Origin of the sequence: Mesorhizobium muleiense, from assembly GCF_900099905.1 — a bacterium.
GTDB lineage: Bacteria > Pseudomonadota > Alphaproteobacteria > Rhizobiales > Rhizobiaceae > Mesorhizobium > Mesorhizobium muleiense.
On sequence record NZ_FNEE01000001.1, the window covers coordinates 507,090 to 533,254 of the forward strand.

At 63.4% G+C, this 26,165-nt stretch carries 27 protein-coding genes; 16 read left to right on the forward strand and 11 right to left on the reverse strand.

Annotated features, from left to right (window positions below; translation table 11 throughout):
* Nucleotides 1-156 precede the first annotated feature (156 nt).
* The 4 genes from BLT09_RS02260 to BLT09_RS02275 all read right to left on the reverse strand — a co-directional run bounded on the left by BLT09_RS02260 (nt 157) and on the right by BLT09_RS02275 (nt 4,354).
* On the reverse strand, nt 157-705 hold the full coding sequence (locus BLT09_RS02260; RefSeq protein WP_027152781.1) for a DUF1254 domain-containing protein: 549 nt from the start codon (nt 703-705) through the stop codon (nt 157-159).
* Nucleotides 698-1,282, reverse strand: coding sequence for a DUF1214 domain-containing protein (locus tag BLT09_RS02265; RefSeq protein WP_091590369.1), 585 nt, complete (start codon nt 1,280-1,282; stop codon nt 698-700). Before BLT09_RS02265 ends, BLT09_RS02260 begins: the two co-directional genes overlap by 8 nt.
* Nucleotides 1,283-1,397: 115 nt before the next feature.
* Nucleotides 1,398-3,557, reverse strand: a complete 2,160-nt coding sequence (locus BLT09_RS02270; RefSeq protein ID WP_027152779.1) for a transglycosylase domain-containing protein — start codon at nt 3,555-3,557, stop codon at nt 1,398-1,400.
* 158 nt (nt 3,558-3,715) lie between these two features.
* Nucleotides 3,716-4,354 carry a TetR/AcrR family transcriptional regulator gene (locus tag BLT09_RS02275; protein WP_091590371.1) on the reverse strand — a complete coding sequence of 213 codons (639 nt, stop codon included), beginning with the start codon at nt 4,352-4,354 and terminating at the stop codon, nt 3,716-3,718.
* A 170-nt stretch (nt 4,355-4,524) separates the two neighbouring features.
* On the opposite strand from BLT09_RS02275, the gene BLT09_RS02280 reads away from it, so the two are divergent.
* A complete protein-coding gene (locus BLT09_RS02280) occupies nt 4,525-6,078 on the forward strand; it encodes a trimethylamine methyltransferase family protein (protein ID WP_091590373.1) in 1,554 nt (517 codons plus the stop codon).
* 20 nt (nt 6,079-6,098) lie between these two features.
* Here BLT09_RS02280 and BLT09_RS34160 read toward each other — a convergent pair whose 3' ends face one another.
* The 4 genes from BLT09_RS34160 to BLT09_RS02295 all read right to left on the reverse strand — a co-directional run bounded on the left by BLT09_RS34160 (nt 6,099) and on the right by BLT09_RS02295 (nt 8,922).
* Nucleotides 6,099-6,263, reverse strand: coding sequence for a hypothetical protein (locus BLT09_RS34160; protein ID WP_167366301.1), 165 nt, complete (start codon nt 6,261-6,263; stop codon nt 6,099-6,101).
* 100 nt (nt 6,264-6,363) lie between these two features.
* Nucleotides 6,364-6,753 carry a hypothetical protein gene (locus BLT09_RS02285; RefSeq protein ID WP_091590375.1) on the reverse strand — a complete coding sequence of 130 codons (390 nt, stop codon included), beginning with the start codon at nt 6,751-6,753 and terminating at the stop codon, nt 6,364-6,366.
* 87 nt (nt 6,754-6,840) lie between these two features.
* A complete protein-coding gene (gene groL / locus BLT09_RS02290; protein WP_091590377.1) occupies nt 6,841-8,460 on the reverse strand; it encodes a chaperonin GroEL in 1,620 nt (539 codons plus the stop codon).
* Nucleotides 8,461-8,559: 99 nt separating this feature from the next.
* Nucleotides 8,560-8,922 carry a co-chaperone GroES gene (locus BLT09_RS02295; protein ID WP_091590379.1) on the reverse strand — a complete coding sequence of 121 codons (363 nt, stop codon included), beginning with the start codon at nt 8,920-8,922 and terminating at the stop codon, nt 8,560-8,562.
* 246 nt (nt 8,923-9,168) lie between these two features.
* On the opposite strand from BLT09_RS02295, the gene BLT09_RS02300 reads away from it, so the two are divergent.
* Nucleotides 9,169-9,441: a hypothetical protein gene (locus BLT09_RS02300; protein ID WP_027152776.1), complete on the forward strand. Its 273-nt coding sequence runs from the start codon at nt 9,169-9,171 to the stop codon at nt 9,439-9,441.
* Complete coding sequence (locus tag BLT09_RS02305) at nt 9,438-9,704, forward strand: DUF1488 family protein (RefSeq protein WP_091590381.1); 267 nt, start codon at nt 9,438-9,440, stop codon at nt 9,702-9,704. Before BLT09_RS02300 ends, BLT09_RS02305 begins: the two co-directional genes overlap by 4 nt.
* 83 nt (nt 9,705-9,787) lie before the next feature.
* Here BLT09_RS02305 and BLT09_RS02310 read toward each other — a convergent pair whose 3' ends face one another.
* Together BLT09_RS02310 and BLT09_RS02315 are read right to left on the reverse strand one after the other, a co-directional pair.
* Nucleotides 9,788-9,979, reverse strand: coding sequence for a hypothetical protein (locus BLT09_RS02310; protein ID WP_091590382.1), 192 nt, complete (start codon nt 9,977-9,979; stop codon nt 9,788-9,790).
* Between the two features lie 46 nt (nt 9,980-10,025).
* Nucleotides 10,026-10,271 carry a hypothetical protein gene (locus tag BLT09_RS02315; protein WP_236473158.1) on the reverse strand — a complete coding sequence of 82 codons (246 nt, stop codon included), beginning with the start codon at nt 10,269-10,271 and terminating at the stop codon, nt 10,026-10,028.
* 169 nt (nt 10,272-10,440) lie between these two features.
* Here BLT09_RS02315 and BLT09_RS02320 point away from each other — a divergent pair, with 169 nt between their 5' ends.
* The 9 genes from BLT09_RS02320 to BLT09_RS02360 all read left to right on the forward strand — a co-directional run bounded on the left by BLT09_RS02320 (nt 10,441) and on the right by BLT09_RS02360 (nt 18,596).
* Nucleotides 10,441-10,851: a DUF3168 domain-containing protein gene (locus tag BLT09_RS02320; protein ID WP_091590384.1), complete on the forward strand. Its 411-nt coding sequence runs from the start codon at nt 10,441-10,443 to the stop codon at nt 10,849-10,851.
* Nucleotides 10,852-11,019: 168 nt separating this feature from the next.
* On the forward strand, nt 11,020-11,319 hold the full coding sequence (locus BLT09_RS02325; protein WP_023800821.1) for a hypothetical protein: 300 nt from the start codon (nt 11,020-11,022) through the stop codon (nt 11,317-11,319).
* Nucleotides 11,320-11,406: 87 nt separating this feature from the next.
* Nucleotides 11,407-12,072, forward strand: coding sequence for a response regulator transcription factor (locus BLT09_RS02330; RefSeq protein ID WP_023800820.1), 666 nt, complete (start codon nt 11,407-11,409; stop codon nt 12,070-12,072).
* Nucleotides 12,056-13,507, forward strand: a complete 1,452-nt coding sequence (locus BLT09_RS02335) for an ATP-binding protein (protein WP_091590385.1) — start codon at nt 12,056-12,058, stop codon at nt 13,505-13,507. The genes BLT09_RS02330 and BLT09_RS02335 overlap by 17 nt, the downstream gene beginning before the upstream one ends.
* A gap of 282 nt (nt 13,508-13,789) precedes the next feature.
* On the forward strand, nt 13,790-14,230 hold the full coding sequence (locus BLT09_RS02340) for a hypothetical protein (protein WP_091590387.1): 441 nt from the start codon (nt 13,790-13,792) through the stop codon (nt 14,228-14,230).
* 233 nt (nt 14,231-14,463) lie between these two features.
* The gene (gene ccmI, locus BLT09_RS02345; RefSeq protein WP_091590389.1) at nt 14,464-15,594 is read left to right on the forward strand and encodes a c-type cytochrome biogenesis protein CcmI; all 1,131 of its coding nucleotides are present in this window, start codon (nt 14,464-14,466) and stop codon (nt 15,592-15,594) included.
* 3 nt (nt 15,595-15,597) lie between these two features.
* Entirely contained in the window at nt 15,598-16,038 is a 441-nt protein-coding gene (ccmE, locus tag BLT09_RS02350) for a cytochrome c maturation protein CcmE (protein ID WP_091590390.1), read from the forward strand.
* A 105-nt stretch (nt 16,039-16,143) separates the two neighbouring features.
* Entirely contained in the window at nt 16,144-18,135 is a 1,992-nt protein-coding gene (locus BLT09_RS02355; RefSeq protein ID WP_091590392.1) for a heme lyase CcmF/NrfE family subunit, read from the forward strand.
* On the forward strand, nt 18,132-18,596 hold the full coding sequence (locus BLT09_RS02360) for a cytochrome c-type biogenesis protein (RefSeq protein ID WP_091590393.1): 465 nt from the start codon (nt 18,132-18,134) through the stop codon (nt 18,594-18,596). Before BLT09_RS02355 ends, BLT09_RS02360 begins: the two co-directional genes overlap by 4 nt.
* 71 nt (nt 18,597-18,667) lie before the next feature.
* Here BLT09_RS02360 and BLT09_RS02365 read toward each other — a convergent pair whose 3' ends face one another.
* Complete coding sequence (locus tag BLT09_RS02365; protein WP_091590846.1) at nt 18,668-18,937, reverse strand: CopG family ribbon-helix-helix protein; 270 nt, start codon at nt 18,935-18,937, stop codon at nt 18,668-18,670.
* A gap of 185 nt (nt 18,938-19,122) precedes the next feature.
* On the opposite strand from BLT09_RS02365, the gene BLT09_RS02370 reads away from it, so the two are divergent.
* The 4 genes from BLT09_RS02370 to BLT09_RS02385 all read left to right on the forward strand — a co-directional run bounded on the left by BLT09_RS02370 (nt 19,123) and on the right by BLT09_RS02385 (nt 26,111).
* Nucleotides 19,123-20,652 carry a Do family serine endopeptidase gene (locus BLT09_RS02370; protein ID WP_091590848.1) on the forward strand — a complete coding sequence of 510 codons (1,530 nt, stop codon included), beginning with the start codon at nt 19,123-19,125 and terminating at the stop codon, nt 20,650-20,652.
* A gap of 356 nt (nt 20,653-21,008) precedes the next feature.
* Complete coding sequence (locus tag BLT09_RS02375; RefSeq protein ID WP_023800810.1) at nt 21,009-21,683, forward strand: response regulator transcription factor; 675 nt, start codon at nt 21,009-21,011, stop codon at nt 21,681-21,683.
* 1 nt (nt 21,684) lies between these two features.
* Nucleotides 21,685-23,154 (forward strand): sensor histidine kinase, encoded by a 1,470-nt coding sequence (locus BLT09_RS02380; RefSeq protein ID WP_091590395.1) that lies wholly within the window; start codon nt 21,685-21,687, stop codon nt 23,152-23,154.
* Nucleotides 23,154-26,111 (forward strand): bifunctional [glutamine synthetase] adenylyltransferase/[glutamine synthetase]-adenylyl-L-tyrosine phosphorylase, encoded by a 2,958-nt coding sequence (locus tag BLT09_RS02385; RefSeq protein ID WP_091590396.1) that lies wholly within the window; start codon nt 23,154-23,156, stop codon nt 26,109-26,111. Before BLT09_RS02380 ends, BLT09_RS02385 begins: the two co-directional genes overlap by 1 nt.
* Nucleotides 26,112-26,165 lie beyond the last annotated feature (54 nt).

The following is a 26,165-nucleotide window of genomic DNA, read 5'->3' on the forward strand; positions in this document are numbered from 1 at the left end:
CGGCGACGTTGCCTGTTCCGCATCATTAAAGCGCGTCGCGGCTGAATGGATTCGCCGCGCCCTGTTGGGCGCGCAAAGGACGCTCTATCTCCTTGAATGAGCGCCGCGGCGGCTCGCAAGGCATGGGCCGCAACGGGCGGCATGTTTCGGTTGACGTCAGTAGTCCTGCAGCTCGCAGGAACTCTGCTCGAGAAACCGCGACACGGTCGGCTTCCAGCTGTCGTCGGGCACGAAGGAGCGGATGACGAACATGCCTTCGTCGATCGGCGCTTCGACGAAGATTGCCCCTTGCAATTCCTCCGGGAGATCCTTGCGGATCTCGATCATCTGCGCCGGCGTCAGTACGATACTGTCCAGCACCCTTCCGGTCGCGCTGTGGTCGTTGAAGGAGTAGATGTTATGGCCGCTGCGGTCATAGACCGATACGGACCAGAACGGGACGTTTCCCGGTGCCTTCACCCGAACCATCCCATCGGACAGATCGAAGCGGCAAGCCGCAGCATAAAACAGCGGATCGACCGATTTCACCACAGGCGTACCGCCGGCCTCAGCGTCCAGCCTGGTCATCCGATAAAGGTTGGAGGCCATGGCCAGCCGCGACCAGGCATTGCGTTCGGAAAATTCCGGGGCGAGCAGCAGCACGATGATGTGTACGATGCCGGCGCCAAGCAGGCCGAGCAGGATCGCGTGCAGCAGCCTACGCATTGCAGCCGACCTTCACGATCTGCGGCAGCGTGACATCCGAAAGGCCCGTGCTGCTGGCGATCGGCGTGTCGTAGAATGTCAGCACGAGATACATCCGGCCGAAGCCGTCGGAAAGCAGCCAGTTGCCGGGCGCGGGGCGGTTGCTGACGGAAATAAGCACGGAATTGTCGGGCTGGCGCAGCACCTGGTAGGACTGAAGTGCCGCAAGCCTTGGCTTGCCGGTCTCGACCACGCCGAGCGACCGATCGGCGGCATAGAGGGTCCAGAACCGGGCTGTGGGAAACCCGCCTTCGATTTCATAGGCGCATTGGCGTTTCAATAGTTCGCCATCGGAATCGCGTTCGGCGATAAACGACAGGCCTTCTGCCTGCCCGAGTGCAAGGACACCCTCGCGCGCCACGCGGGCTTTCGAGTAAGGATCCGCCGTCTGCGTGCCGATATCGGGAAACGCCGTCCATTGGCCGATCCTGATCGCGCCAATGCCATCCTGCGTCTTGAGAGCGTACCAGACGCTGCCGCCGCCGCCGCCGATGGCTATGGCAAGCGCGAGGAGCGTCAGGAATGCGTTCTTGAACATGAAGAGCCGCGGGCAAGAGGAGTGCCGCTCGGGGATATCGCGGGGCAGGGGGCCATGGCAAGCGGACCTCTGTGGAATTGCGGCGCGAGGGATGGCCTGGCCCGTCGTGCCGGCATCAAAGCGCCGACAGGGTCTCCGGTGTCGCAGGCGCCTGGAGGACGGGCGCCGACTGGAACAGCCTGGTGATGTCCCTGAGCGCCCGCGTCGTCTGGCTGGACAGCACCGGCGGCCGCTCGGCGGCAGTGTCGGCCGCTGCCTGCTCGGCATTCTTCTTTTCCGCTTCCTCGGCCTTGGCGGCGATCTCTTCGTCGACGAAGGGATGATCGAGGCCGGGGATCGGCTTGAGGTCGATATTCTGGTGCGCATAGACCATCAGCCGCTGCCAAACCATCGCCGGCAGCGAGCCGCCGGTCATGTTGTTGGTCGGGGTGAAGTCGTCATTGCCGAGCCACACGGCAGCCGTATAGTTGCCGGTAAAGCCGACATACCAGGCGTCACGGTAAGACTGCGTTGTGCCGGTCTTGCCGGCTGAAACGATATTGGGAAGCGCAGCGCGCCGCGCCGTGCCCATCACCGGCACCGCCGCCAGCATGGTGTTCATGGATTTCAGCGCCTGCTCCGAGAGCACACGGCGCGGCGGCGGCGCATCCTTGGCGAAATCGTAAACCACCTCGCCGGTACGGGTGACGAGCTGGGTGACGCCATGCCGGGAGCCGACAAAGCCGTTCTGGGCGAACACGCTAAAGCCTGTCGCCTGGTCCATCACGGTCATACCCGATGTGCCGAGCACCATCGTCTTGTGCGATTCGAGCGGCGATTCGACGCCCATGGCTTCCGCCATCGCCTTGATCGGCTTGATGCCGAGATGATTCTTGGCAAGCCGCACCGGCACGGTGTTGACCGATTTGGCCATCGCCGTGATCAGCGTGACCTTGCCGGCCCGTCCGTCATTGTAATTGTGCGGCGACCAGGCACCCCAGGAGATCGGCGCGCCGGAAACGACGGAGTCCGGCGTGAAGCCGTGCTCCATTGCCGTTGCGTATACGTAGGGTTTAAACGATGAGCCGCTCTGGCGCAGCGCCTTGGTGGCGCGGTTGAACTGGCTGGCACCGTAGTCGCGGCCGCCGACGATCGCCCTGACTGCGCCATTGGTTTCGATGACGACCATGGCGCCTTCGGTGACGTTGTATTCCTTGCCGAACTGGCGGAGATGGAACTCCATCGATTCTTCCGCCGCTTTCTGGATGTTGGCGTCGAAAGTTGTGTGGGCGACCAGCGAATGCTGGCCGGACTTCGCGGCGATCTTCTTGACCTCTTCGAATGCCCAGTCGAGGTAGTAATCCGGGCTCTTCTGCTCGCCGCGGTCGACGATTTCAGCCGGATGCAGCCGCGCCTGCAGCACCTGACCCTCGCTCATGAAGCCGCCTTCGACGAGATTCGACAGCACCACATTGGCCCGCGCCCTGGCAGCAGGCAGGTTGATGTGCGGCGCGTATTTGGTCGGTGCCTTGAACAGGCCGGCCAGCATCGCCGCTTCGGCGAGGTTCACATCCTTGACGCTTTTGCCGAAATAGAAATCGGCGGCCGCTTCGATGCCGAACGTGCCGCCGCCCATATAGACGCGGTCGAGATAGAGCTGCAGGATCTCCTTCTTCGACAGATTGGCTTCGAGCCATAGCGCCAGGAAGGCTTCCTTGACCTTCCGCTCCAACGTCCGTTCATTGGTCAGGAACAGGTTCTTGGCCAGCTGCTGGGTGATGCTCGAGCCGCCCTGCACCACGGAATTCGCCCGCACATTCGCGAAGATCGCGCGCGAAAGGCCGAGCGCGTCGATGCCGTAGTGATCGAAGAAACGCCGATCCTCGGTGGCCAGCACCGCCTTGATGACCTGGTCGGGCATCTCGTCGACCGGCACCGAATCGCGCTGGATGATGCCGCGCTGGCCGATCTCATTGCCGTAGCGGTCGAGGAAGGTGATGGCGAAATCGCCCTGGGCGCGCCAGTCGCCGGCGGTTTCCTGGAAGGCCGGCAAGGCGAGCGCCAGCATGACGACGATGCCGCCGGCGCCGAGCGTGAAACCTTCGCTCAACAGTTCGATGATGCCGCGGCGCCAGCCGGAGACGCGGAAGCGCCGGAAAAAAATGGTGGCCGCTTCCCAGAACCGGCGCGCCTTGAAGCCGGTCTCGTAGAGCGAGGAATCGAACCACGCATCCGCCGCCAGCAGTCTTGCGGCAATCGGACCCCTTCTCCTGCGTGTTTTCAAAGGACTGGCCATTCCAAGATCCGGCTGCGGCTACGCCTCCCACCGAGAAGCGGCACTCCTACCAGACTATTTGTCCATTTTGGCCTCGCTCACAAGGGTGAGAGGGGCTTTCGCGGTACAGTTTGTTGATACCAGGGTCGGGCCTGCCACCTCTGCCACCTCGCACCCACTTAACGCGCCGCGATAAAGCGCATGAAATGCGCCACGTCGGCATCGCTTGGCTCCTGGCCGGTGAAACTGCGCAGATAGGCGGCGAGATGACTGACTCTCGCCTCGACCGGTTCCTTGAGGTCGAGCACATAATAGCCGATCTGCATGTAGTAGAGCACACGGGCGCGGATGAAGGCATCCTCTTCGCCGTAGCCGTGCCGGCGATACATGTCGCGGATCGCGCCCAGTCGGTCATTGTCGGCCTGGTCGATGGCCCGGCGCACGTCGTCGGAGCGCCGCGCCCATTCCCGGATGGCGAAGTCGAGCCTGGGATCGAACAGGCGCTCGTCCGCCCAGCATTCGAACACGTTCATGACCCCCATGATGATGCTTTCGGCCGGCCGCTGCGCGCGTTCGACGATCGACTTGGTGTTGGTGTCCCGCCAATGCGCAAGCAACTGGTCGAGCAGGTCCTGACGGCTCTCGAAATACCAGTAGAAGCTTGAGCGCGATACGCCGAGTTTCTGGCCAAGCGGCAGCACGCGCACGCTTGCGATGCCGTCTGAAATCAGTGTCTGGAGCGCAAGATTGATCCAGTCCCGGCGCGTCACCTTGGTGTTGCCGGACGCCGGCTCGTCCTGCGGAGAAATCATGATCATGGCCGCACAATAGGCATGAGGGCGAACTGCATACAACCGTACTAGACACATATGTACAGTGCAAGTATCCTATCTGCCTCAACGAACTGGGCGAGCGGCCGACGCGCGTCATCGCGGCTCCTGCCTACGATCCGCAGGGCAGGGCAATACGGCAATGAGGAGTATCCGCCATGGTCGATGACGCAGCACGCAACCTCAGGCGCGAACGCAGGCGCGGACGAACCGGCGAGGCCGGCAGCGAGACCAGCCGCCGGCCGGACTATCGTTCGCTGAAGAACCCGTTTCTGCCGCAGCCGATCTTTTCGGCCGATCAGGTCGCCGCGATCCACGACACGGCACTGCACGTGCTCGAGCAACTCGGCGTCAAGGTGCTGCTGCCGGAGGCGCGCGCCATTCTTGCCCGTGCCGGCGCTTTGGTCGACGAGGACAGTCAGATGGTGCGCATCGGCCGCGACATCGTCGCGGCGGCGCTGGGCTCGGCGCCGAAATCGATCCGTGTCCATGCCGGTGACCGTGCCCGCGACCTGACGCTCGAACTCGGCTCGATGACGTTCCTGGCAGGATCCGGGGCGCCGAACGTCACCGATCTGGAGCACGGCCGGCGGCCGGGAACGCTTGCCGCTTTCGAGGATCTCATCCGGCTGGTGCAGCATTTCGACGTGCTGCACATGCTGGGACCTTGCATCGAGCCGCAGGACATCGACAACCGCTTCCGCCATTATGCCGTCAGCCGCGCGCAGTTGACGCTGTCGGACAAACTGCCGTTCGTCTTCGCGCGCGGCACGCCGCAGGTCGAGGACGGCTTCGAGATGCTGCGGCTGGCGCGCGGCCTGTCCGAGGACGAAATCCGTTCGGGCGCTCATTGCTACACCGTCATCAACACCAACTCGCCGCGTCAACTCGACATTCCGATGGCGCAAGGCATCATCGACTTTGCCAAGGCGGGGCAGGTGCTGATCATCACGCCCTTCTGCCTGGCCGGCGCCATGGCGCCGATCACCGTGGCCGGCGCGCTGACGCTGCAGCACGCCGAAGCGCTGGCCGGGCTGACGCTGGCCCAGATCGTGCGGCCGGGCGCGCCGGTCGTCTATGGCTCCTTCTCCTCCAATGTCGACATGAAGTCCGGGGCGCCGGCCTTCGGCACGCCGGAGCACGTCAAGGCGACGCTCGGCGCCGGTCAGCTTGCACGCTTCACCGGCCTTCCCTGGCGGTCCGGCGGCGGCAGTGCCGCCAACATTTCGGACGCGCAGGCAGCCCACGAAACGCAGTTCGCGCTGTGGGGTTCGGTGCTCGCCGGCGCGACGGTCTGCATCCATGCTGCGGGCTGGCTCGAAGGCGGGTTGAGCGTCTCGTTCGAGAAGCTGATCACCGATATCGAGGCGCTGCAGACCATCGCGGAACTCTGCGCCGCGACGCCCGGCGACGAGGCCGCGATCGGCTTCGAGGCCATCGCCGAAGTGCAGCCGGGCGGGCATTTCTTCTCGACCGGGCACACAATGGCGCGCTACCGCACCGCATTCTACGAACCGCTGGTCGCCGATTGGTCGAATTTCGGCAACTGGACGCAGGCCGGGTCAAGAACCGCCACCGAGCGCGCCACCGGCATCTGGAAACGGCTGCTGGCCGATTTTCGGCCGCCGGCTTGCGCCGCTGCCACATCAGGTGTTCTCGACGAATTCATTGCGCGGCGCACGGAAGAGGGTGGCGCAGCACCGGTCTCGTGATGTAGTTCAGCAAGCGCGCGTTACATGGGGCGCTTGTCGCCTGCCTTCTGCGGGTCGCGGCGGATCGTGCCGGCATCGGCTTTCCTGTGCTTGTCGGCGGCGAGTCTGCGAATGCGATCGAAGCGGCTTTCCTCGGCCACTTTGGTCTTTACTACAGCATTTGGCTTCGGGACGAATGCAATCATGGATCGATCTCCTTGCCGACGGCTGCGCGCCGGAGGATGCCCCGGCGGCTGTCTTTCGGGCTCTCATCAAGAGCACGTTCTCTCCGAGAGGTCGAAGATGTTAGGTGGCGAGAGCGACCGCGCAGCTTTGCGCACCCAGCCTGTCGGGCGAGGTTTTTCCGGGCATGGTCGCCCAGCCGCCCGTCTCGATGAACTGCCGCTTCTTGTAGCTGTCAGTTATGGCCTTGAACTCGACAAGTTTGGCGGCCGCGTCGGGCGCCGTATTGAAGCGATCGACGCAGACCGCCGAGGCCAGCTCGCCGCGCGCCGTATCGCCGGCGGTGGCCGCCAGCGCGCGCGAGGTGCCGCCGGTCACCCAGCCGCCCCAGTTGAAACCAATGATCAGCGTGGCGACGACGGTTGCAGCGCATGCCCACAAAAGCGTGGATTTGGCCGGCTGGTAATCTTCCCATCGACGCGCGAGAGATGGCTTGCTGCTTTGTGTGGCCACGGACAGTTCCTTCCTGGTTGATGTTGGGATCGGTCGCCTGGCCTTGCTGGGGCCAGGCCTTGCAGGGCCTATTTACGGGAGGGGTGGTCAGTAGCCGCCCATGCCGGCCGAAGGCGCAGCGTCTTTTGCCGGAATGTCGGTGATCATGGCTTCCGCGGTGATCAGCAGCGCCGCGATCGACCCGGCATCCTGCAACGCGGTCCGCACCACCTTTGCGGGATCGACGATGCCAGCCTTGATCATGTCGACATAGGTCTCGTTCTGGGCGTCGAAGCCCTGATTGTGATCCTTGCTGTCCGTGAGCCTGCCGACAACGATCGAACCTTCGACGCCGGAGTTCTCGGCGATCTGGCGGATCGGCGCTTCGAGCGCTCTCGAAACGATCGAAATGCCCGCCGTCACATCGGCATTGGCTCCGGTCAGCCCGTTCAGCACGGCCTTGGCGCGCAGCAGCGCGACACCGCCGCCGGGAACGATGCCTTCTTCCACTGCCGCGCGCGTGGCGTTCAGCGCATCGTCGATGCGGTCCTTCTTTTCCTTGACCTCGGACTCGGTCGCGCCGCCGACGCGAATGACCGCGACGCCGCCGGCGAGCTTAGCCAGCCGCTCCTGCAGCTTCTCCTTGTCGTAGTCGGAAGTGGTTTCCTCGATCTGCCCCTTGATCTGCTGGACACGCGCCTGGATCGTGGCCTTCTCGCCGGCGCCGTCGATGATCGTCGTCGTGTCCTTCTCGATCAGCACGCGCTTGGCGCGGCCTAGCATGTCGATGGTGATGTTTTCGAGCTTGATGCCGAGGTCCTCCGAAATCATCTGGCCGGCGGTGAGCACCGCGATGTCTTCCAGCATCGACTTGCGGCGGTCACCGAAGCCCGGCGCCTTGACGGCCGCAACCTTGAGGCCGCCTCGCAATTTGTTGACGACCAGCGTCGCCAGCGCTTCGCCTTCGACGTCCTCGGAGATGATCAGCAGCGGCTTGCCGCTTTGCACCACGGCTTCGAGGATCGGCAGCATCGCCTGCAGATTGCCGAGCTTCTTCTCATGGATGAGGACGTAAGGGTCCTCCAGCTCGGCGCGCATCTTCTCGGCATTGGTGACGAAATAGGGCGAGAGATAGCCGCGGTCGAACTGCATGCCCTCGACGACGTCGAGTTCGGTGTCGGCGGTCTTGGCTTCCTCGACGGTGATGACGCCGTCATTGCCGACCTTGTCCATCGCCTTGGCGATCATGGCGCCAACGGTGGTGTCGCCATTGGCGGCAATGGTGCCGACCTGCGCGATTTCACCGGAAGATTTGACCTTCTTGGCGCGTGCCTGGATTTCCTTGACGACAGCGGTAACGGCAAGGTCGATGCCGCGCTTGAGGTCCATCGGGTTCATGCCGGCGGCAACGAATTTGGCGCCCTCGCGCAAGATGGAAGCGGCAAGCACCGTGGCGGTGGTGGTGCCGTCGCCGGCAAGGTCGTTGGTCTTCGACGCCACTTCGCGCACCATCTGCGCGCCCATGTTCTCGAACTTGTCGGAAAGCTCGATTTCCTTGGCTACCGCCACCCCGTCCTTGGTGATGCGCGGTGCGCCATAGGCCTTGTCAATGACGACGTTGCGGCCCTTGGGGCCGAGCGTCACCTTGACGGCGTTGTTGAGGATTTCGACACCACGCAGCATGCGGTCACGCGCATCGGTGGAGAATTTGATTTCCTTGGCAGACATCTTTTTTCCAGTTCGGTTGGTTGCGGCAGGGCGCTGTCAGCACCGCCTGAATCAAAATTTGGAGCGTCCTTTGCGCGTCCAAGACGCGCGGCGCTCCAATCAGGCGGCCTTCTTGGCAGCCCCGGTCTTCTCGATGATGCCCATCTCGCTCTTGTCGATGATGCCCATCTCGCTCTTGTCGATGATGCCCATGATGTCGGCCTCCTTCATGATCAGAAGGTCCTCTCCGTCAATCTTGACCTCGGTGCCGGACCATTTGCCGAACAGGATGAGGTCGCCGGCCTTGACATCGAGCGCGATCAGCGCGCCGCTTTCGTCACGCGCGCCCGGCCCGACGGCGATCACTTCGCCTTCCTGCGGCTTTTCCTTGGCATTGTCGGGGATGATGATGCCGCCCTTGGATTTGGTGTCGCTTTCGGCGCGCCGAATGACGACGCGATCGTGGAGTGGCCGGAATTTCATGGAAACTTCTTTCTGGGGCCGGCTTAGGCGGCCGCTCCCTTCTATAGGCGCGTTGGCACTCGATAGATAGGAGTGCCAAAAAATATTCGTTGGCCGCCGTAAAACATTGAATAGTATTATTTTGCCTTTTCGCTTCAGAAATTTGCTCGATCAAAAATAGCTCAGAATTTGATTTTTCCACATCGAGTGACTATTTTAAGGGAGAAAATCATTTTCATCATTGCAGCCAAAAGGAGGTTTTGATCGATGGCGGAAGTTAGCCAGAACATCATGGAAAAAGCCGAAGCGCGCTTCATGGAGAAGCAGAAGAAAACCGCGGAACGCAATCAGGCAACGGCCGAATATGTTTCAGAGGCCAAGGCCAGGACCATCAAGACGGCAAGATTGCGGGCGTTGCGGCTGGCCAAGGAAGAGGCCGACCGCGCCGCGGAGGCCCTCAATCCCGTCGCCCCCAAGAAAAAGCGGGCGTCGCGGGCGATCAAGAAAGCAGACGTTGCATCAACGGAGGTCAAGTCATGAGCCTGACATTTCCCAATCGAAGCCGGAGCTACGACGAGGCGGGCAAACGCATCCGCTTCGTCGGCCATGACGGCATGTTCCAGATTTCCTTCTCCGTCGCCACGGATGCCATCTCGAAGGCAGAGTCAGGGACACCAACTGCAGAAGCCACCTATCTCGCCGCCTTCGATACGGCTTCCAACTCCATCCACGACGTCGCCAGGAATGCCTATGACCGGACCCGCAAGAGCATATATGTGCTGACGGCGGCCGATTTTCGTTAAATCCCGAACGTCATCGCGTTCAGGGCCAACGCGCCAGATCCGATCCAGGCGCACGAATGTGCCGAGTGAACCTAGCAGCAGGATCAGGGCTTGCTCTCCGCCTTTGCCCGTCGCTTGACATCTCGGCTGTTCAGCCGATCGACCATCGCGTCTGCATCGCGCGTGTTCATGCCAACCAAGACCTGGTGCTTAAGCTCGACGGGCTGGCCGGTGAAGCCATCGAAGACGGTCCAGCTGTGCGGATGCTCCATGCGCAGTGCGTAGCGGTTTGCCATTCCGGCATCCGTTTCGTTTCCGCCCCCGATCGATGAATGCGATTGGTCAGGCCTGCGTGATGTAGAACACTGCCGCCACGACAAGGACCGTCCAAACGACGACGAACAGCTTCAAGGCTAGGCCTCCGTATGAAGACAGAACCTCCCGCATGCGGGACACAATGTTCTTAATGCTTTTCGACATGGTCGGCGCCGCCGCAACGACGACTGGCGTCTTGATCCCAAGTTTTCCGAAAACAGGCAGCAGCGATGGCTCGCGCACGAAAACAACCTCGAAGGTCTGGAGAAACAAGCACTCCATAGCACCGTTTTTCAAACGCCTTGCATGTCAAATGAAAGGTGTGGGTAGCCACCTGAGATTCCCCTGATCTGGCGCAGCCACCTCAACGCGGCTACGCTGCAAGCACGAATCGTTGACGGCACAAAGGCCTGTTCAGCCGCGACGGGCGAGGGAGAATACAATGAACGCGCCGGCTGCCGCGTTGCAGAAGGCCTTGTTCCAGGCGCTGGACGCTGACGGTTCCCTGTCAGCGGCGCTGGGCGGCGCAAAACTATTCGACCATGTCCCGGAAAACATCCCGTTTCCCTATGTGACGTTCGGCCGGACCAGCGTCTATGATTGGGTAACAGGCAGGGAGAAAGACGCCGAGCAGCTTTTCACTCTGCATTTCTGGTCGAAATCCGAGGCCAGGAAAGAAATGCTCGACGTGATGGACATGGTCAGCGCCCGCCTCCAGGATGCGGCGCTGGCGCTCGACGAGCATCACCGCGTCAATCTCAGGCTCGAATTCACCGAGGTCCGTTACGACCAGGATCTTTCAGCCTGTCACGGGCTGCTGCGCTTTCTTGCCGTGACGGAAGAAAACGCCTGACGCGCTTTCAATAAGGCTGCAACACAGTCTAGACTGGCGCCTGGATTTGCCGGGTTGGGGCGGCCAAATCACCGGGGTTGGTCGTGTCGCATTTCAGGGGGTGAGACAGGCATGTGTTGCAGGCAATGTTCATATCACGTTCAGCACCGATGCGTTAGGACGCTGATCATGAAAACGCTTCGCTCCCACTTCCCAACCGCGACACTTGCTCTCTGCGCTGCCGGTCTGTTTGCGTCGCAGGCGACGGCGCTGCCGGTCGTCGTGCCCGAGCAGAACCGGCCGATCGTCCTGGCCGCCTCCGACTGCTACGCGATCGGTCAGCAGGTCGCCGAGCAGAATGGCGGCACGCTGGCCAAGGCGTCGCAGTCGACGCGCGGTGGCCAGCCGGTCTGCGTCATCGTCGTGCTGGTTCCGGGCAAGGATGGGCAGCGTCCGCGCCGCACGGAGATCGTCGTTCCGCTGAACTGATGCCTGCCGTATCCTAGGCGCTGGAATCGGCCTATATCTGACTTCCAGCTCCTCAACAGGCCGATTCCTCAACTGGTATGATCCCATATGCGCGTACTCGTTGTCGAAGATGACAAGGACCTGAACCGGCAGATATCCGACGCGCTGGTCGATGCCGGCTATGTTGTCGACCGGGCTTTCGACGGTGAGGAAGGGCATTTCCTCGGCGACACTGAGCCCTATGACGCCGTGGTGCTCGACATCGGCTTGCCGCAGATGGACGGCATCAGCGTGGTCGAACGCTGGCGGCGCGGCGGCCGCAAGATGCCTGTCCTGATTTTGACGGCGCGCGATCGCTGGAGCGACAAGGTCTCCGGCATCGACGCCGGCGCCGACGATTATGTCACCAAGCCGTTCCACATCGAAGAGGTGCTGGCCAGGGTCCGAGCGCTCATCCGGCGCGCGGCCGGCCATGCGTCGTCCGAACTGACCTGCGGACCGCTGCGGCTCGACACCAAAGCCTCCAAGGCCGATGTCGACGGCGTGCCGTTGAAGCTGACGTCGCACGAATTTCGCTTGCTTGCCTATCTGATGCACCATATGGGCGAGGTCGTGTCCCGAACCGAGTTGGTCGAGCACCTTTACGATCAGGATTTCGACCGCGATTCCAACACAATCGAGGTCTTTGTCGGGCGGCTTCGCAAGAAGATGGGCATCGACATGATAGAAACCGTTCGCGGCATGGGCTATCGGATGCGTGAGCCGGAGGCGTAAGGCGGAACCGCTCAGACAGACTGCAAGGACGCCGCTTTCACTGCGGTTCGGGCCGCGTTCGCTGGCGTTCCGGGTGATCGCCTTTTCCACGGTCTGGGCTATACTCACCCTGATTGTCATCTTCACGCTGATCACCACCCTTTATCGCCAGGCGAGCGAGCGCGGTTTCGACAGCCTGCTGTCGGCGCATCTGTTCAATCTGATCGGCTCGGTCGGCGTGTCCGAAGGCGGTTCGCTGACCGGCGCTCCCGACCTGGGCGACCTTCGGTTCTCGGAGCCGAATTCCGGCTGGTACTGGTCGGTGGAGCCTGCGTCGGAAGGCGTGAGTGGTGAGTTGCACTCCTCCTCGATGACCAAGGCGATCCTGTCGCCAAGCGTCGCCGAGGTTCCTTTCAATGCCAGCTTCCAGCGCAGCTATACGACAGAAGGCATCGATGGCGAGGAACTGGAGGTGTTCGAGAGCGAGTTCGTTCTCGACGCGAAAAATCGCGCAGCGCGCTTCCGCGTCATGGGCAACCGGACCGAGCTCGAGCAGGAGATAAGCGCCTTTCAGCGTCGCCTGCTGACCTATCTTTCGCTGTTCGGCGTCGGCATGATCGCCATCAACGCCATCGCCATCCTGCTGGGCCTGCAGCCATTGCGCCGGGTCAGGGACGCTCTCGCCATGGTGCGCGAAGGAACCGCGCAAAAGCTCGACGGTCGCTTCCCTGCCGAGATCGAGCCGCTCGCCAACGAGACCAACGCGTTGATCGAAAACAACAAGCGTATCGTCGAGCGCTCGCGGACGCAGGTCGGCAACCTCGCCCATTCGCTGAAGACGCCGCTGGCGGTGCTGATCAACGAGGGACGGGCGCTCGGCGGCGCCAAGGGCCAGCTCATAGCCGAACAGGCCGCCTCGATGCAGAAGCAGATCGACCATTATCTGCAGCGCGCCCGCGTTGCGGCGCAACGTGACAGCGTCGTCTACCGCACGCCGGTGGCGCCGCTGGTCCAGCGCATGGTGCGCGTGCTGCAAAAACTCAATCCGCAGACCGCTCTCTCGCTTTCGCTGCCGGCAGTCGATATCGTCTTTGCCGGCGAACGCGAGGATCTGGAAGAATTGCTTGGCAATTTGCTCGACAACGCCATGAAATGGGCAAAGAGCGCGGTCGCGGTATCGGTGGCGCCAATCCCCGGCAAGAAGACTGGCTCCGGCAAGGAGGGTGCTGTCGTCCTGTTCGAGATCAGCATCGAGGATGACGGCCCGGGCATTCCAGAAGACAAGGCACGCGAGGCGCTGAAGCGCGGACGGCGTCTCGACGAGACAAGGCCGGGCACCGGGCTTGGACTTGCCATTGTCGCCGACCTCGTCAACGAATACGGAGGCGTTCTGGCTCTGGAACGGTCCAGCATGGGCGGGTTGAAGGCGGTGGTTCGATTGCGGAGCCTTCACTAATGCATGTCGCGCAAAAGTGTGCAGCGGTTTTGCGATAACGACAAGCGTAAAAACAACAACCTGAAGCGCGTCGCATGAGGCCGGCCAAACGCGACGCGCTTTAGGCCTATGCTTTTTGCTGGGCCGGTCGACATTGATCGACAGTGCGTGATATGGCGGCATGTCGACTGGTCCCGGAGCCGTCGGCCGCGGCCAAATTTCCGACAAACATCGACACTATGGCCACGCCGACTTCCCCGATGGCGCGGCCCCCAGCTTTAACTCAAGAGACCGGTTTTTGGCATGAAGATTCGCGTCGCGCTCGTCTCCGCACTGCTGGCCGTTTCCGGCTGCACGACGCTGGGCAGGAACCCTGGCCCCACGGTGGCGCCGCAGCCGGCCGCAACGCCGCCAAGTGAAGGCAAGATCGCGACGACGGTCATTTCCGCCATGGGCGGCGGCCTCGTCAGCGGATCGATCGGTACCGGCTTGAGCGGCCCCGAAAAGCGCAAGGCGCTGGAGGCGGAATACAGGGCGCTCGAGTACACGGCGAGCAGCCAGAAGGTGACGTGGAAGAGCGATCGGTCGGCGCATTACGGTGAAGTCGTGCCCGCCCAGCCCTATCGTGTCGGCTCGCAGGACTGCCGACAATACACCCATACGGTGTTTACCGGCGCCGCCGGCGCCACCGCGCGCGGAACCGCTTGCCGCAACGCCGATGGCAGCTGGACGCCGCTGACGTAACGACCGGCCGGATAGTGCATGTCGCGCAAAAGCATGCCCCCGGGGTGTGCGGCGGTTTTGCGATGACGACATGCATGAAAACAACTATCTAAGGCGCGTCGCATGACGTCGGTCGATCGCGACGCGCTTAAGGTCCGGTTGACATCAATCAAGGACATGCGACGCATCTGCCGTCAAAGCGTCGCAGGACGCCTGTGTTGGCAGGGCAGGGCTCTGCCGTTATTGGAAGAAGCATGCTGTTCTGGGTCATAGCCGCCATTCTCACGCTGGGTGCAAGCCTGGCGGTTCTGCTGCCGCTGGCCGGCGGCCCGAAGGGTGGTTCGGCGAGCAGCGATCATGACCTTGAAGTCTATCGCGACCAGCTGTCCGAGCTTGACCGCGACGTGGCGCGTGGCCTGATCCAGCCGGCGGAGGCCGAAGAGGCGCGTGCGGAGATCGCCCGTCGCATCCTTCGCCTGGACAATGCCGCCGACAAGGCAGCGGCGCGGCCATCGATGGCGACCAGGCTGGTTGCGACGGCTGCGGTCCTGGCGGTCCCGCTGGTCAGCTGGGGCTTGTACAGCCAACTCGGCTCGCCCGATCTGCCGTCGCAGCCGCTCAGCGAGCGACTGGCCAAGAATCCCGCCGACAGTTCGGTCGACGAACTGGTGGCACGCGCCGAGGCCCACCTTGCCGCCAACCCGTCCGATGGCAGGGGTTGGGACGTACTGGCGCCAATCTATCTGCGCATGCAGCGGTTCTCCGACGCGGTGACGGCGTACCGCAACGCCATTCGCCTCGACGGCGACAGCGCAGCCCGCCAGGCCGGCCTCGGCGAGGCGATCGCCAGCGAAGCGGGCGGCATTGTCTCGTCCGATGCTCAGGCCGCCTTCGAGGCGGCGCTGAAGCTCGATCCGTCGAATCCGAAGGCCAGCTTTTATCTGGCGATGAGCATGGCGCAGGAAGGCCGCATCGAGGAGGCGACGATTGGCTGGCAGAAAATGCTCGCGGCCTTGCCACAGGACTCGCCCTGGCGCGGCGCCGTCGAGCAGGCACTGGCCGAATCCGCCAGGCGCAGCGTCGCTTCGGGAGTGCCTGCAAAAGGCCCGAACGCCGGGGATGTCGATGCCGCCGCGTCGATGTCGCCGCAGGATAGGGAAGCGATGATCAACACCATGGTTGCGGGGCTTGATGAAAAACTGCGGCAAAACCCGCGCGATGTGGAGGGATGGATGCAGCTTATTCGTTCCTATGTCGTGCTGGGCAAGGCCGATCAGGCGCGCGACGCGCTCAATCGCGGTATCGCCGTTTTTGGCCCCGATAGTGACGAAGCGAAGAAATTCACCGCCTTTGCCGTCTCGCTTGGCCTGACGGCGACGGAGTAAAAAATGACGCGCAAGCAGAGACGACTGTCGGTGATCGCCGGAGGGTTGGCCTTCCTCGGTGCCGCCACCGGCCTGACCTTCTACGCGCTCGGCCAGAAGGCCTCCTACTTCTACATGCCCGCCGATCTGACCACCGCCAGCCTGCAGCCCGGGCAGCGTATCAGGCTCGGCGGCCTCGTCGAAAAAGGCACGATCGAGCGCGGTCAGGGGACCACCGTCGCCTTTTCGGTGACCGACAACCAGAAGCAGGTCAAGGTTACCTACACCGGCATTCTTCCCGACCTTTTCCGCGAGGAGCAGGGCGTCATCACTGAAGGCATTTTTCGCCCGGACGGCGTCTTCGTCGCCGACAGCGTGCTGGCCAAGCACGACGAGAACTACATGCCCAAGGAGGTGGCCGACGGCCTCAAATCCAGGGGCGTGTGGCAGGAGAGCAAAAAGTGACTAAGCAGGTTCCGCAAAAGCCTGCCCTCGGGCTTGACACGAGGGTTCCGACGGTTTTGCGGCAAGACCCTGCGGCAAAACAAAAACCTGGCGGGCTTGGCCACAATGGTTGAAACCGGACATTTCGCGCTGGTCCTGGCGTTCGCGCTGTCTTTGGTGCAGGCGCTGGTGCCGCTGTTCGGCGCGCGTATCAACAGCCAGAAGATGATGGCCGTCGGCGGTCCGGTCGCGGTGACCGGCTTCGCCTTGACCGCTCTGTCCTTCGCGGCGCTGGCGACGGCCTATGCGACGTCCGACTTTTCGGTGGCCAACGTCTGGGACAACTCGCATTCGCTGCAGCCGCTGATCTACAAGATCACCGGCACATGGGGTAATCACGAGGGCTCGATGCTGCTCTGGGTGCTGATCCTGAGCTTCTTCGGGGCGCTCGTCGCTGCTTTCGGCAGCAATCTTCCAGCGACCCTTCGAGCCAACGTGCTGGCCGTGCAAGGCGCGATCGGCGCCACCTTCTTGCTGTTCATCCTGGCGACGTCCAACCCGTTCGCCAGGCTCAATCCGGCGCCGATCGAGGGCCGCGATCTCAACCCGATCCTGCAGGATCTCGGCCTCGCCATCCATCCGCCGCTGCTCTATCTCGGCTATGTCGGCTTCTCGATCTGCTTTTCCTTCTCGGTCGCCGCCCTCATCGAAGGCCGCATCGACGCGTCCTGGGCGCGCTGGGTGCGGCCATGGACGCTGGTCGCGTGGATGTTCCTGACCGGCGGCATCGCCATGGGTTCCTACTGGGCCTATTACGAACTTGGCTGGGGCGGTTTCTGGTTCTGGGATCCGGTCGAGAACGCCTCGTTCATGCCTTGGCTGGCCGGCACCGCGCTGCTCCATTCGGCGATCGTCATGGAAAAGCGCTCGGCCCTGAAGATCTGGACGCTGTTGCTGGCGATCCTGACCTTCTCGCTGTCGCTGCTCGGCACCTTCCTGGTGCGCTCCGGCGTGCTCACCTCCGTCCACGCCTTCGCCACCGATCCGACGCGCGGCGTGTTCATTCTCTGCATCCTGACACTGTTCATCGGCGGATCACTGGCGTTGTTCGCCTTTCGCGCCTCGAGGTTGACGGCCGGCGGCCTGTTTCATCCGATCTCGCGCGAAGGGGCGCTGGTCCTCAACAATCTGTTCCTGACCACGGCCACCGCCACCGTGCTGATCGGCACGCTCTATCCGCTGGTCGTCGAGGCAGTTTCGGCCGACAAGATTTCGGTCGGCGCGCCGTTCTTCAACCTGACGTTCGGCCCGCTGATGGTGCCGCTCCTGGTCGCGGTTCCGTTCGGGCCGCTGCTGGCCTGGAAGCGCGGCGATATTTTCGCCGTCGCCCAGCGGCTGATGGCGGCCTTCGCCGCCGCGCTTCTGGCCGTGCTGGTGACGGCCTTGTTCATCGACGGCTCGTCGGTGTTCGCTGCACTTGGCGTCGGCCTGGCCTTCTGGCTGATCTGCGGCGCGCTCACCGATATTGCCGTCAAGTCCGGCCTTGGCAGTGTCGCGCCCGGCGTCATGCTCAGTCGCTTCGCCGGCCTGCCGCGTTCGGTCTTCGGCACCGCGCTCGCCCATCTCGGTCTTGGGCTGACGACGCTGGGCATCGTCGGCACACTTTGCTTCGGCACCGAGAAGATACTGTCGATGCGTGCCGGCGAGACCGTGCAACTGTCCGGCCACACACTGCGCTTCGAAGGGCTTTATCCGGCCCAGGGGCCTAACTACAGCGAGGATCGCGGCCGCTTCGCCCTGCTCGGCGCCGATGGAAGCACCACCGCCGTGATCACCTCGTCCAAGCGCTCCTATCCGGTCCGGCAGATGACGACGACCGAGTCGGGTATCAAGACGATCGGTTTCAGCCAGCTCTACCTATCGCTTGGCGACGAGGCGACCGACGGCTCCGTCGTGGTGCGGCTGTGGTGGAAGCCGCTGGTGACGCTGATCTGGGGCGGCGCCCTTGTCATGATGGCAGGTGCTGCGATGTCGCTGATGGACCGGCGGCTGCGCGTCGGCGCACCGTCGCGCCGCCGCAGATCGGCGGGCGCCATGCCTTCGGCGAGCCTGCCATGACCGCAAGAATTTCGCTGGCCTCCCTGATCCTGCTGCTGACGCTGTTGTTTGCCGGCGCCGCACTTGCGGTGAAACCGGACGAGGTTCTGGCCGACCCGGCGCTCGAGGCGCGGGCGCGGACGCTTTCGGAAGAGCTGCGCTGCATGGTTTGCCAGAACCAGTCGATCGACGAATCCGATGCCGACCTTGCCCGCGACCTGCGCGTGCTGGTGCGCCAGCGCCTGGTCGCCGGCGATACCGACCGGCAGGTGATCGATTACATCGTTTCCCGCTACGGCGAGTTCGTGCTGTTGAAGCCGCGCTTCAGCCTGCGCAATGCGCTGTTGTGGGGCACGCCGGTCCTTCTGCTGCTTGCCGGCGGGATTTTCATCGTGCTGACCGCCCGGTCGCGCCGATCGGCGCCTGCGGCCATGCTCACAGCCGAGGAGAAGGCAGCGTTGGACAAGGTGCTGGGTAACTAATTCGGCCCGGCCGCCCCGCCGCCAAGGCCACGGCCGTGTCACGATGTCTCGCGACCAGGTGACGAACCGCTTCAAGCCTTGTCTGCGCGCCTGGCTTCCGACGCTTCGATGATGGCGTCGATTTCCGCCATGGCTTCGTCGTGCGGCACGACACGGCCAGCTGCCGCATCGGCCATGCCGCGTTTGATGCCTTCGATGATCTCAAGCTCGCGATCGACATAGGCCGATATCGCCTCGGCCGCGAGAAAGGATTTGCTGCGCCGCGTGTCGGCGGCGATCCGCTCCAGCTTCAGCTTGGTTTCGGACGAAACCCGAATCGTCATGGTGGCGCTTGCGGTCATGGTGAAAGCCTTGTGCTGAACTGTGTACAACATAGGGCAACGGGCGGGCGCAACCAAAGGGTTGGTGCCTGCAAACATTACCAAAGTTTCATGCACTGGAAATGGCGCCGTAATGTGCGCGCCTCTATTTCTCTTGGCCGAGGATGCCGACCGAAGCGCATCCCTTGAAAGAGGATACGAGACCCATGAATATTGCCCCCAATTCACATTCCCGCACCCGCAAACGCCTGATGGCTGCCGCCGCATCAGTGGCCATTGCCGGCGCGATCGGCTTCGGCGCGGTTGCCACCGGGACAGCCCCCGTCCTGGCCGAGGCCGTGCGTGTCGAGGCGCCCCAGGTCCCGAGCTTCGCCGACGTGGTCGAGCGCGTTTCGCCGGCGGTCGTCAGTGTCCGCGTCAAAGCCAAGATAGAATCGACCGCTGACGACGGCTCCGACCTTCCCGACGCCTTCGGCAATCTCCCCGACGATCCGCAATTGCGCCGCTTCTTCAGGGAGTTCCGTGGCTTTGGCGATCAGGATGGCCGGGATGGAATGCGACGTTTCGGACGCGGTGACCGCCAGCCACGGCCGGTCGCTCAAGGGTCCGGCTTCTTCATCTCCGAGGATGGCTACCTCGTCACCAACAACCATGTCGTCGGAGAGGGCTCGTCCTTCACGGTGGTGATGCATGACGGCAAGGAACTCGACGCCAAGTTGGTCGGCACAGATCCGCGCACCGATCTCGCAGTGCTCAAGGTCGAAGGCGACGGCAAGTTCACCTATGTCGACTTCGCCGACGATGCAAAGGTTCGCGTCGGCGACTGGGTGGTGGCCGTCGGCAATCCGTTCGGCCTCGGCGGCACGGTCACCGCCGGCATCGTCTCGGCCCGTGGTCGCGACATCGGCGCCGGTCCTTATGATGACTTCATCCAGATCGATGCCTCGGTGAACCGCGGCAATTCGGGTGGCCCGACCTTCAACCTCAACGGCCAGGTCGTCGGCATCAACACCGCGATCTTCTCGCCGTCCGGCGGCAGCGTCGGCATTGCCTTCGACATTCCCGCCTCGACTGCAAAACAGGTCGTGCAGGATCTGATGAAGGACGGCACCGTCCAGCGCGGCTGGCTTGGCGTCGAGATCCAGCCGGTCACCTCCGAAATCGCCGAATCGCTCGGGCTGAAGTCCGATAAGGGCGCTCTCGTTTCCAGCGCCCAGGACGATGGTCCCGGCAAGGACGCCGGCATATCGGCTGGTGACGTCATCACTCAGGTGGACGGCAAGGACGTCGCTTCGCCGAAGGAACTCGCCCGTCTGATCGGCGCCTACCCGCCCGGCAAGCCGGTCGACGTCACGCTGTGGCGTGACGGCAAGAGTGAAACGGTCAAGGTCGACCTCGGCACGCTGCCTTCGAGTGACAAGCAGGCTTCGGCCGACCAGCAGCCTTCGGCTCCGCCAAAGGCCGATACGCTGGCCGACCTCGGTCTCACCGTCACCAGGTCCGACGATGGCAAAGGGCTTGTGGTGACCGATGTCGATCCCGACAGCGATGCCGCCGATCGCGGCATCCAGGCCGGCGATGTCATCACCTCGGTCAATTCGACGGAGGTCAATGGCACCGAGGACGTCGCCAAGGCCATGGCCGACGCGGTGAAGTCGGGCCGCAAGGCGGTACTGATGCAGATCACCCGCGACGACAGCAACCGCTTCGTCGCGCTGCCTGTCGCCAAGGGCTGACGTTCCAGACTTTTCCGATGCGGCGGTTTCAAACACCCCGAACCGTCGCATGGGAAAGCACGGGGCTTGAATACGTTAGTCAGTCATCGTGTTCCGCCCCAGCGGCAGCGGGCGCCCATCGCCCGCTGCCGCTCGAACAACAGAGCAGTCGCCCAAAGTGTGAAGCGGTTTTGGGATGACGACATGCTCAAACAACAAAGCATGTCGCCAAATCGAGGATGCGGCGGCTCGACGCCAATAACATTATAAAACAAAGACTTACTGCTAGTTCTTGAATCATTTTGTTGGCGATACACCTTGAGGCCATGCCTATGCCGGCCACTCAATCTTCCAGCGAAATCGCGTATAACGGTCCCATGAAGATTCTCGTCATAGAAGACGATCGCGAAGCGGCCGATTACCTCCAGAAGGCCTTTACCGAGGCCGGACATACCGCCCATGTCGCCGGCGACGGCGAAACCGGCTTCGCGCTCGCTGACTCCGGCGACTATGACGTGATGGTGGTCGACCGCATGCTGCCGCGCCGCGACGGCCTGTCGGTCATCGCCGGTCTTAGATCCCGAGGCAAGACTACGCCGGTGCTGATCCTGTCGGCGCTCGGCGAAGTCGACGACCGGGTCACCGGCTTGCGCGCCGGCGGCGACGACTATCTGACCAAGCCCTATGCCTTTTCCGAGCTTCTGGCCCGGGTCGAGGTGCTGAACCGCCGCGCCAGCGCCAGGGAGGCCGAAACCGTCTACCGGGTCGGCGACCTCGAACTCGACAGGCTGTCGCATTCGGTACGGCGCGCGGCCCGCGAGATTACGCTGCAGCCGCGCGAGTTCCGCCTGCTCGAATATCTGATGCGCCATGCCGGCCAGGTGGTGACGCGCACCATGCTGCTGGAAAATGTCTGGGACTATCATTTCGATCCGCAGACCAACGTCATCGACGTTCACGTCTCGCGGCTGCGCGGCAAGATCGAGAAGGGCTTCGACAAGCCCATCCTGCACACGGTTCGTGGTGCCGGCTATATGCTCAAGAGCGGCTAGCATGGCCCTTTCAATGCCGGCCATCATGAAGACGACGGCAGCGCGGCTTTCGGCGCTCTATCTCCTGCTGTTCGCCATCTGTGCGGTGCTGCTCGTCTTCTACATGACCTCGCTGTCGGCGCGCATGCTGACCGGCCAGACGCAGGAGACCATCAACGACGAGGTGCTCGGCCTCGCCCGGATCTATCAGCGCGGCGGTTTGCCGCTGCTGGTCCGGGTGGTCGAGCAGCGCTCCCGCCAGCCCGGCGCCAATCTCTATTTGATCGCCGATGCCAACGGCCAGATCCTGACCGGCAACGTGCAGAGCCTGGAACCCGGCGTTCTCGTGGCCGAGGGCTGGACGACGGAGCCGTTTTCCTACCGGCGCTTTGGCGAGGGCGAGCTCGAGCGGCAACGCAACCCGATCGCCGACCCGAACGAACCCAGCCAGAGCGAAGTCCAGGTCGAAGGCGAGAAGGGCCACAACGCCATTGCCTTGGTGCTGCGCCTGCCGAACCAGATGATCATGCTGGTCGGCCGCGATCTCGGCGAGCCTGAGCGGTTCCGCGCCGTCATCCGCCGCGCCTTGACGTTGGCGCTCGGCATGATGGCGCTTGGCGGAATTTTGATCTGGTTCTTCGTCGGCCGCGCGGCGCTGAAGCGCATCGACTCGGTGTCGCAGGCCAGTCGCCGCATCTTGGGTGGCGACCTGTCCGGCCGGCTGCCGGTCACCGGCGCCGGCGACGAGTTCGATAGGCTCTCCGAAAATCTCAATTCCATGCTGGCCAGGATCGCCACGCTGAATGAAGGGCTGAAGCAGGTCTCCGACAACATCGCCCACGATCTGAAGACACCGCTGACCCGGCTGCGCAACCGCGCCGAGGCGACGCTCTCCGGCAAGCACAACTCCGCCGATTACCGGCAGGCGCTGGAAGCGACCATCGCCGAGTCCGACCATCTGATAAAGACCTTCAACGCCATCCTGATGATCTCAAGGCTGGAGGCGGGCTATTCCTCAGAAATCACCAGCCGGGTCGATCTGGCTGCTTCCGTGCGCGATGTCGTCGAGCTCTACGAGCCGGTGGCGGAGGAGGCGGGAGTGACACTCGAGACCTCGGTGCAGGATGGCTTCGCCGTTGAAGGCAATCGCGAGCTGATCGGCCAGGCGCTATCGAACATCGTCGACAACGCGATCAAATATTCGACCGACTCGACAGCCGAGCCGACCGTTCGCGTAGCGCTCGATCGCGTCGGCGGCGAAATCAGGCTTTCCGTCACCGACAACGGCCAGGGCATTCCCGACGATGCCGATCGCGCCAGGGCGACCGAGCGTTTCGTGCGGCTGGAGAAGAGCCGCTCGCAGCCGGGTTCCGGTCTCGGCCTCAGCCTCGCCAAGGCGATCATGACATTCCACAAAGGGCGGCTTGATCTCCTGCCCGCCAATCCTGGATTATCCGTCGTCATGAGTTTTCCCGAACGGGAGGATCGCTGATGGCGGTGAAGGCGGCTGCGGAACACACCAACTGGCTTCTGAAGCCGGCGGCAAGGCTCGTGCCTCTGGATCAGAACCGAGCCCGGCGGGAATTGTCGGAGATCGCTTCCGCAGCGCAGGAAGAGGGGCTTGCCGTGCTGGCGAAATTCCTGGCCGGCGAGGGCGCCGTCCAGGAGTTTCTCGCGGCAGTCTTCGACCTGTCGCCGTTCCTGCGCGACACGGTGCGCCGCCGCCCGCAGATCCTGGATGCGCTTTTCGATGAGACCGTCGAGGCCCGGCTGGCGTCGATCGGCGCCGCCATCGACAAGGCCGCGCGGGCGGAAGCCATCTCTGAGAACGGCCTGATGATGGAGCTGCGGCAATGGAAAGCGGAAGCGCATGTTCTGATCGCGCTGGCCGATCTTGCAGGCGAGGCCGAAACTGCAATCACAGTACGGCGGCTGAGCGATCTTGCCGACGCCTGCACCCGCGCTGCCGTCGACTTCCTGCTTCGCGACGCGCACCGACAAGGCAAGCTCAAACTGCCGGATCTCGAGGATCCGGCGCGCCGGTCGGGCTGGATCCTGCTCGGCATGGGCAAGCTTGGCGCGCATGAGCTGAACTTCTCCTCCGACATCGACCTCGTCGTTTTCTTCGACCCGCAAGCGCCAGCAGTCGTCGATCCGCTCGATGCGACGGAGCTGTTTTCGCGCCTGACCCGCCGGCTGGTCCGCATGCTCCAGGACCGCACCGAGCACGGCTATGTTTTCCGCACCGACCTCAGGCTTCGTCCCGACCCCGGTTCGACGCCGCTGGCGATCCCGGTCGAGGCGGCGCTGCGCTACTACGAGGCGCGCGGCCAGAACTGGGAGAGGGCCGCAATGATCAAGGCGCGTCCGGTGGCCGGCGATGTCGCCGCCGGCACTGCGTTCCTGAAGGAGCTCCAGCCCTACATCTGGCGCAAATACATGGACTATGCAGCGATCGCCGACGTCCATTCGATCAAGCGCCAGATCCACGCCCACAAGGGTCTTGGCGAGATCGCGGTGAAGGGCCACAACGTCAAGCTCGGCCGCGGCGGCATCCGCGAGATCGAGTTCTTCGTCCAGACCCAGCAGCTCATCGCCGGCGGCCGCTTCCCCGAACTGCGCGGCCGCGAGACGGTGCCGATGCTTGGCCAGCTTGCGGCACGCGGCTGGATCACTGCCGATGCGCGCGATACGCTCACAAGGCAGTACTGGCTCCTGCGCCGCGTCGAGCACGCCGTTCAGATGGTCGCCGACGAGCAGATCCACATACTGCCGGACGATGACGAAGGGCTCGAACGCATTGCCCGCCTGCTCGGTTTTGCCGATGCGGCGGCCTTTGCCGAGGCGTTCCGCGCCGCACTCCATCAGGTCGAACGCCACTACGCAGCGCTTTTCGAGACCGCGCCCGAGCTTTCGGCTGGCATCGGCAATCTGGTCTTTACCGGCGATGTCGACGACCCCGATACGTTGCAGACCCTGCAGAGATTGGGATTCCAGCGCGCGAGCGACATCTGCCGCGTCATCCGCGGCTGGCATTTCGGCCGCTATCGCGTCACCCAGTCAGCCGAGGCGCGCGAGCGGTTGACCGAACTGACGCCGGCGCTGCTGCAATCCTTCGGCCAGACGCGCCGCGCGGACGAGGCGTTGATACGCTTCGACGAATTTCTTGCCGGTCTGCCCGCCGGCATTCAGCTGTTCTCGCTGCTCCACTCCAATCCGGCTCTGCTGAAGCTGCTGGCGACCATCATGGGCGCGGCGCCCCGGCTGGCCGCCATCATCACACGCCGGCCGCACGTGTTTGACGGCCTGCTCGATCCGGCCCTTTTGACCGAACTGCCGGACCGCGCCTATCTGTCCGGCCGTCTCGCCGCGTTCCTCGAGGGCGACAGGGCCTATGAGGACGTGCTCGACCGCTTGCGCATCTTTGCGTCCGAGCAAAAATTCCTGATCGGCGTCAGGCTGCTTGCCGGCTCGATCGATCCGGCGCGCGCCGGCCGTGCCTTTTCCGATCTGGCCGATCTCACCATCGACGCGGCGCTGCGGGCGGTCATCGCCGAGTTCGCGCTACGCCACGGTCGCATCGCCGGCGGCACGGTTGCGCTGCTCGGCATGGGCAAGCTCGGCAGCCGCGAATTGACGGCCGGCTCAGACGTCGACCTCATCCTGCTCTATGATCACGACGCCGATGCCGAAGAATCCGATGGCGACAAGCCGCTCGCACCGTCGCACTATTACGCCAGGATGACGCAGCGGCTGATCGCTGCGGTGTCCGCGCCGACCGCCGAGGGCGTTCTCTACGAACTCGACCTTCGCTTGCGGCCGTCCGGCAACAAGGGGCCGGTGGCGACCCATGTCGATGCCTTCAAGAAGTACCAGCGCAAGGACGCCTGGACCTGGGAGCATATGGCGCTGTCAAGGGCCCGCGCGATCGGCGGCGATCAAGCGCTATGCGCCGAGGTCGAGACCGAAGTGGCACAGGTGCTTGCCCTGCCGCGCGACAGCGCCAAGGTGATGGCCGAGGCGGCCGAGATGCGCGCGATGATCGAGAAGGAAAAACCGCCGCGCGATCTCTGGGACATCAAGCTGATCCCGGGTGGTCTCATCGATCTCGAATTCATCGCGCAGGTGGCGGTGATCACGGGAAAGGTCGAAGCCGGCCGCCGGGCCACCGGGACGGCGGACGTGCTGTCGAGGCTGGCGCCGGATTTCGCCGAGGCCCAGGTCAGGCAGGAGCTTTGCGATGCCTATGCGCTCTATCTGGCGCTGACCCAGATGACGCGGCTCTGCCTCACCGGCGTATTCGAACGCGACGACGTTCCGCCGGGGCTTTCGGATCTGCTACTGGCGGTCACCGACCTGCCGGATTTCGGCGTGCTGGAAGCGCACCTCAAGGAGACGTCGCAAAATGTCAGGAAGGATTTTGGCTTTTTGCTTCGTGTGAATGAGTAGTGAATGGTGAATGGAATTAGATATTCACTACTGACTATTTCACTATTCACTATT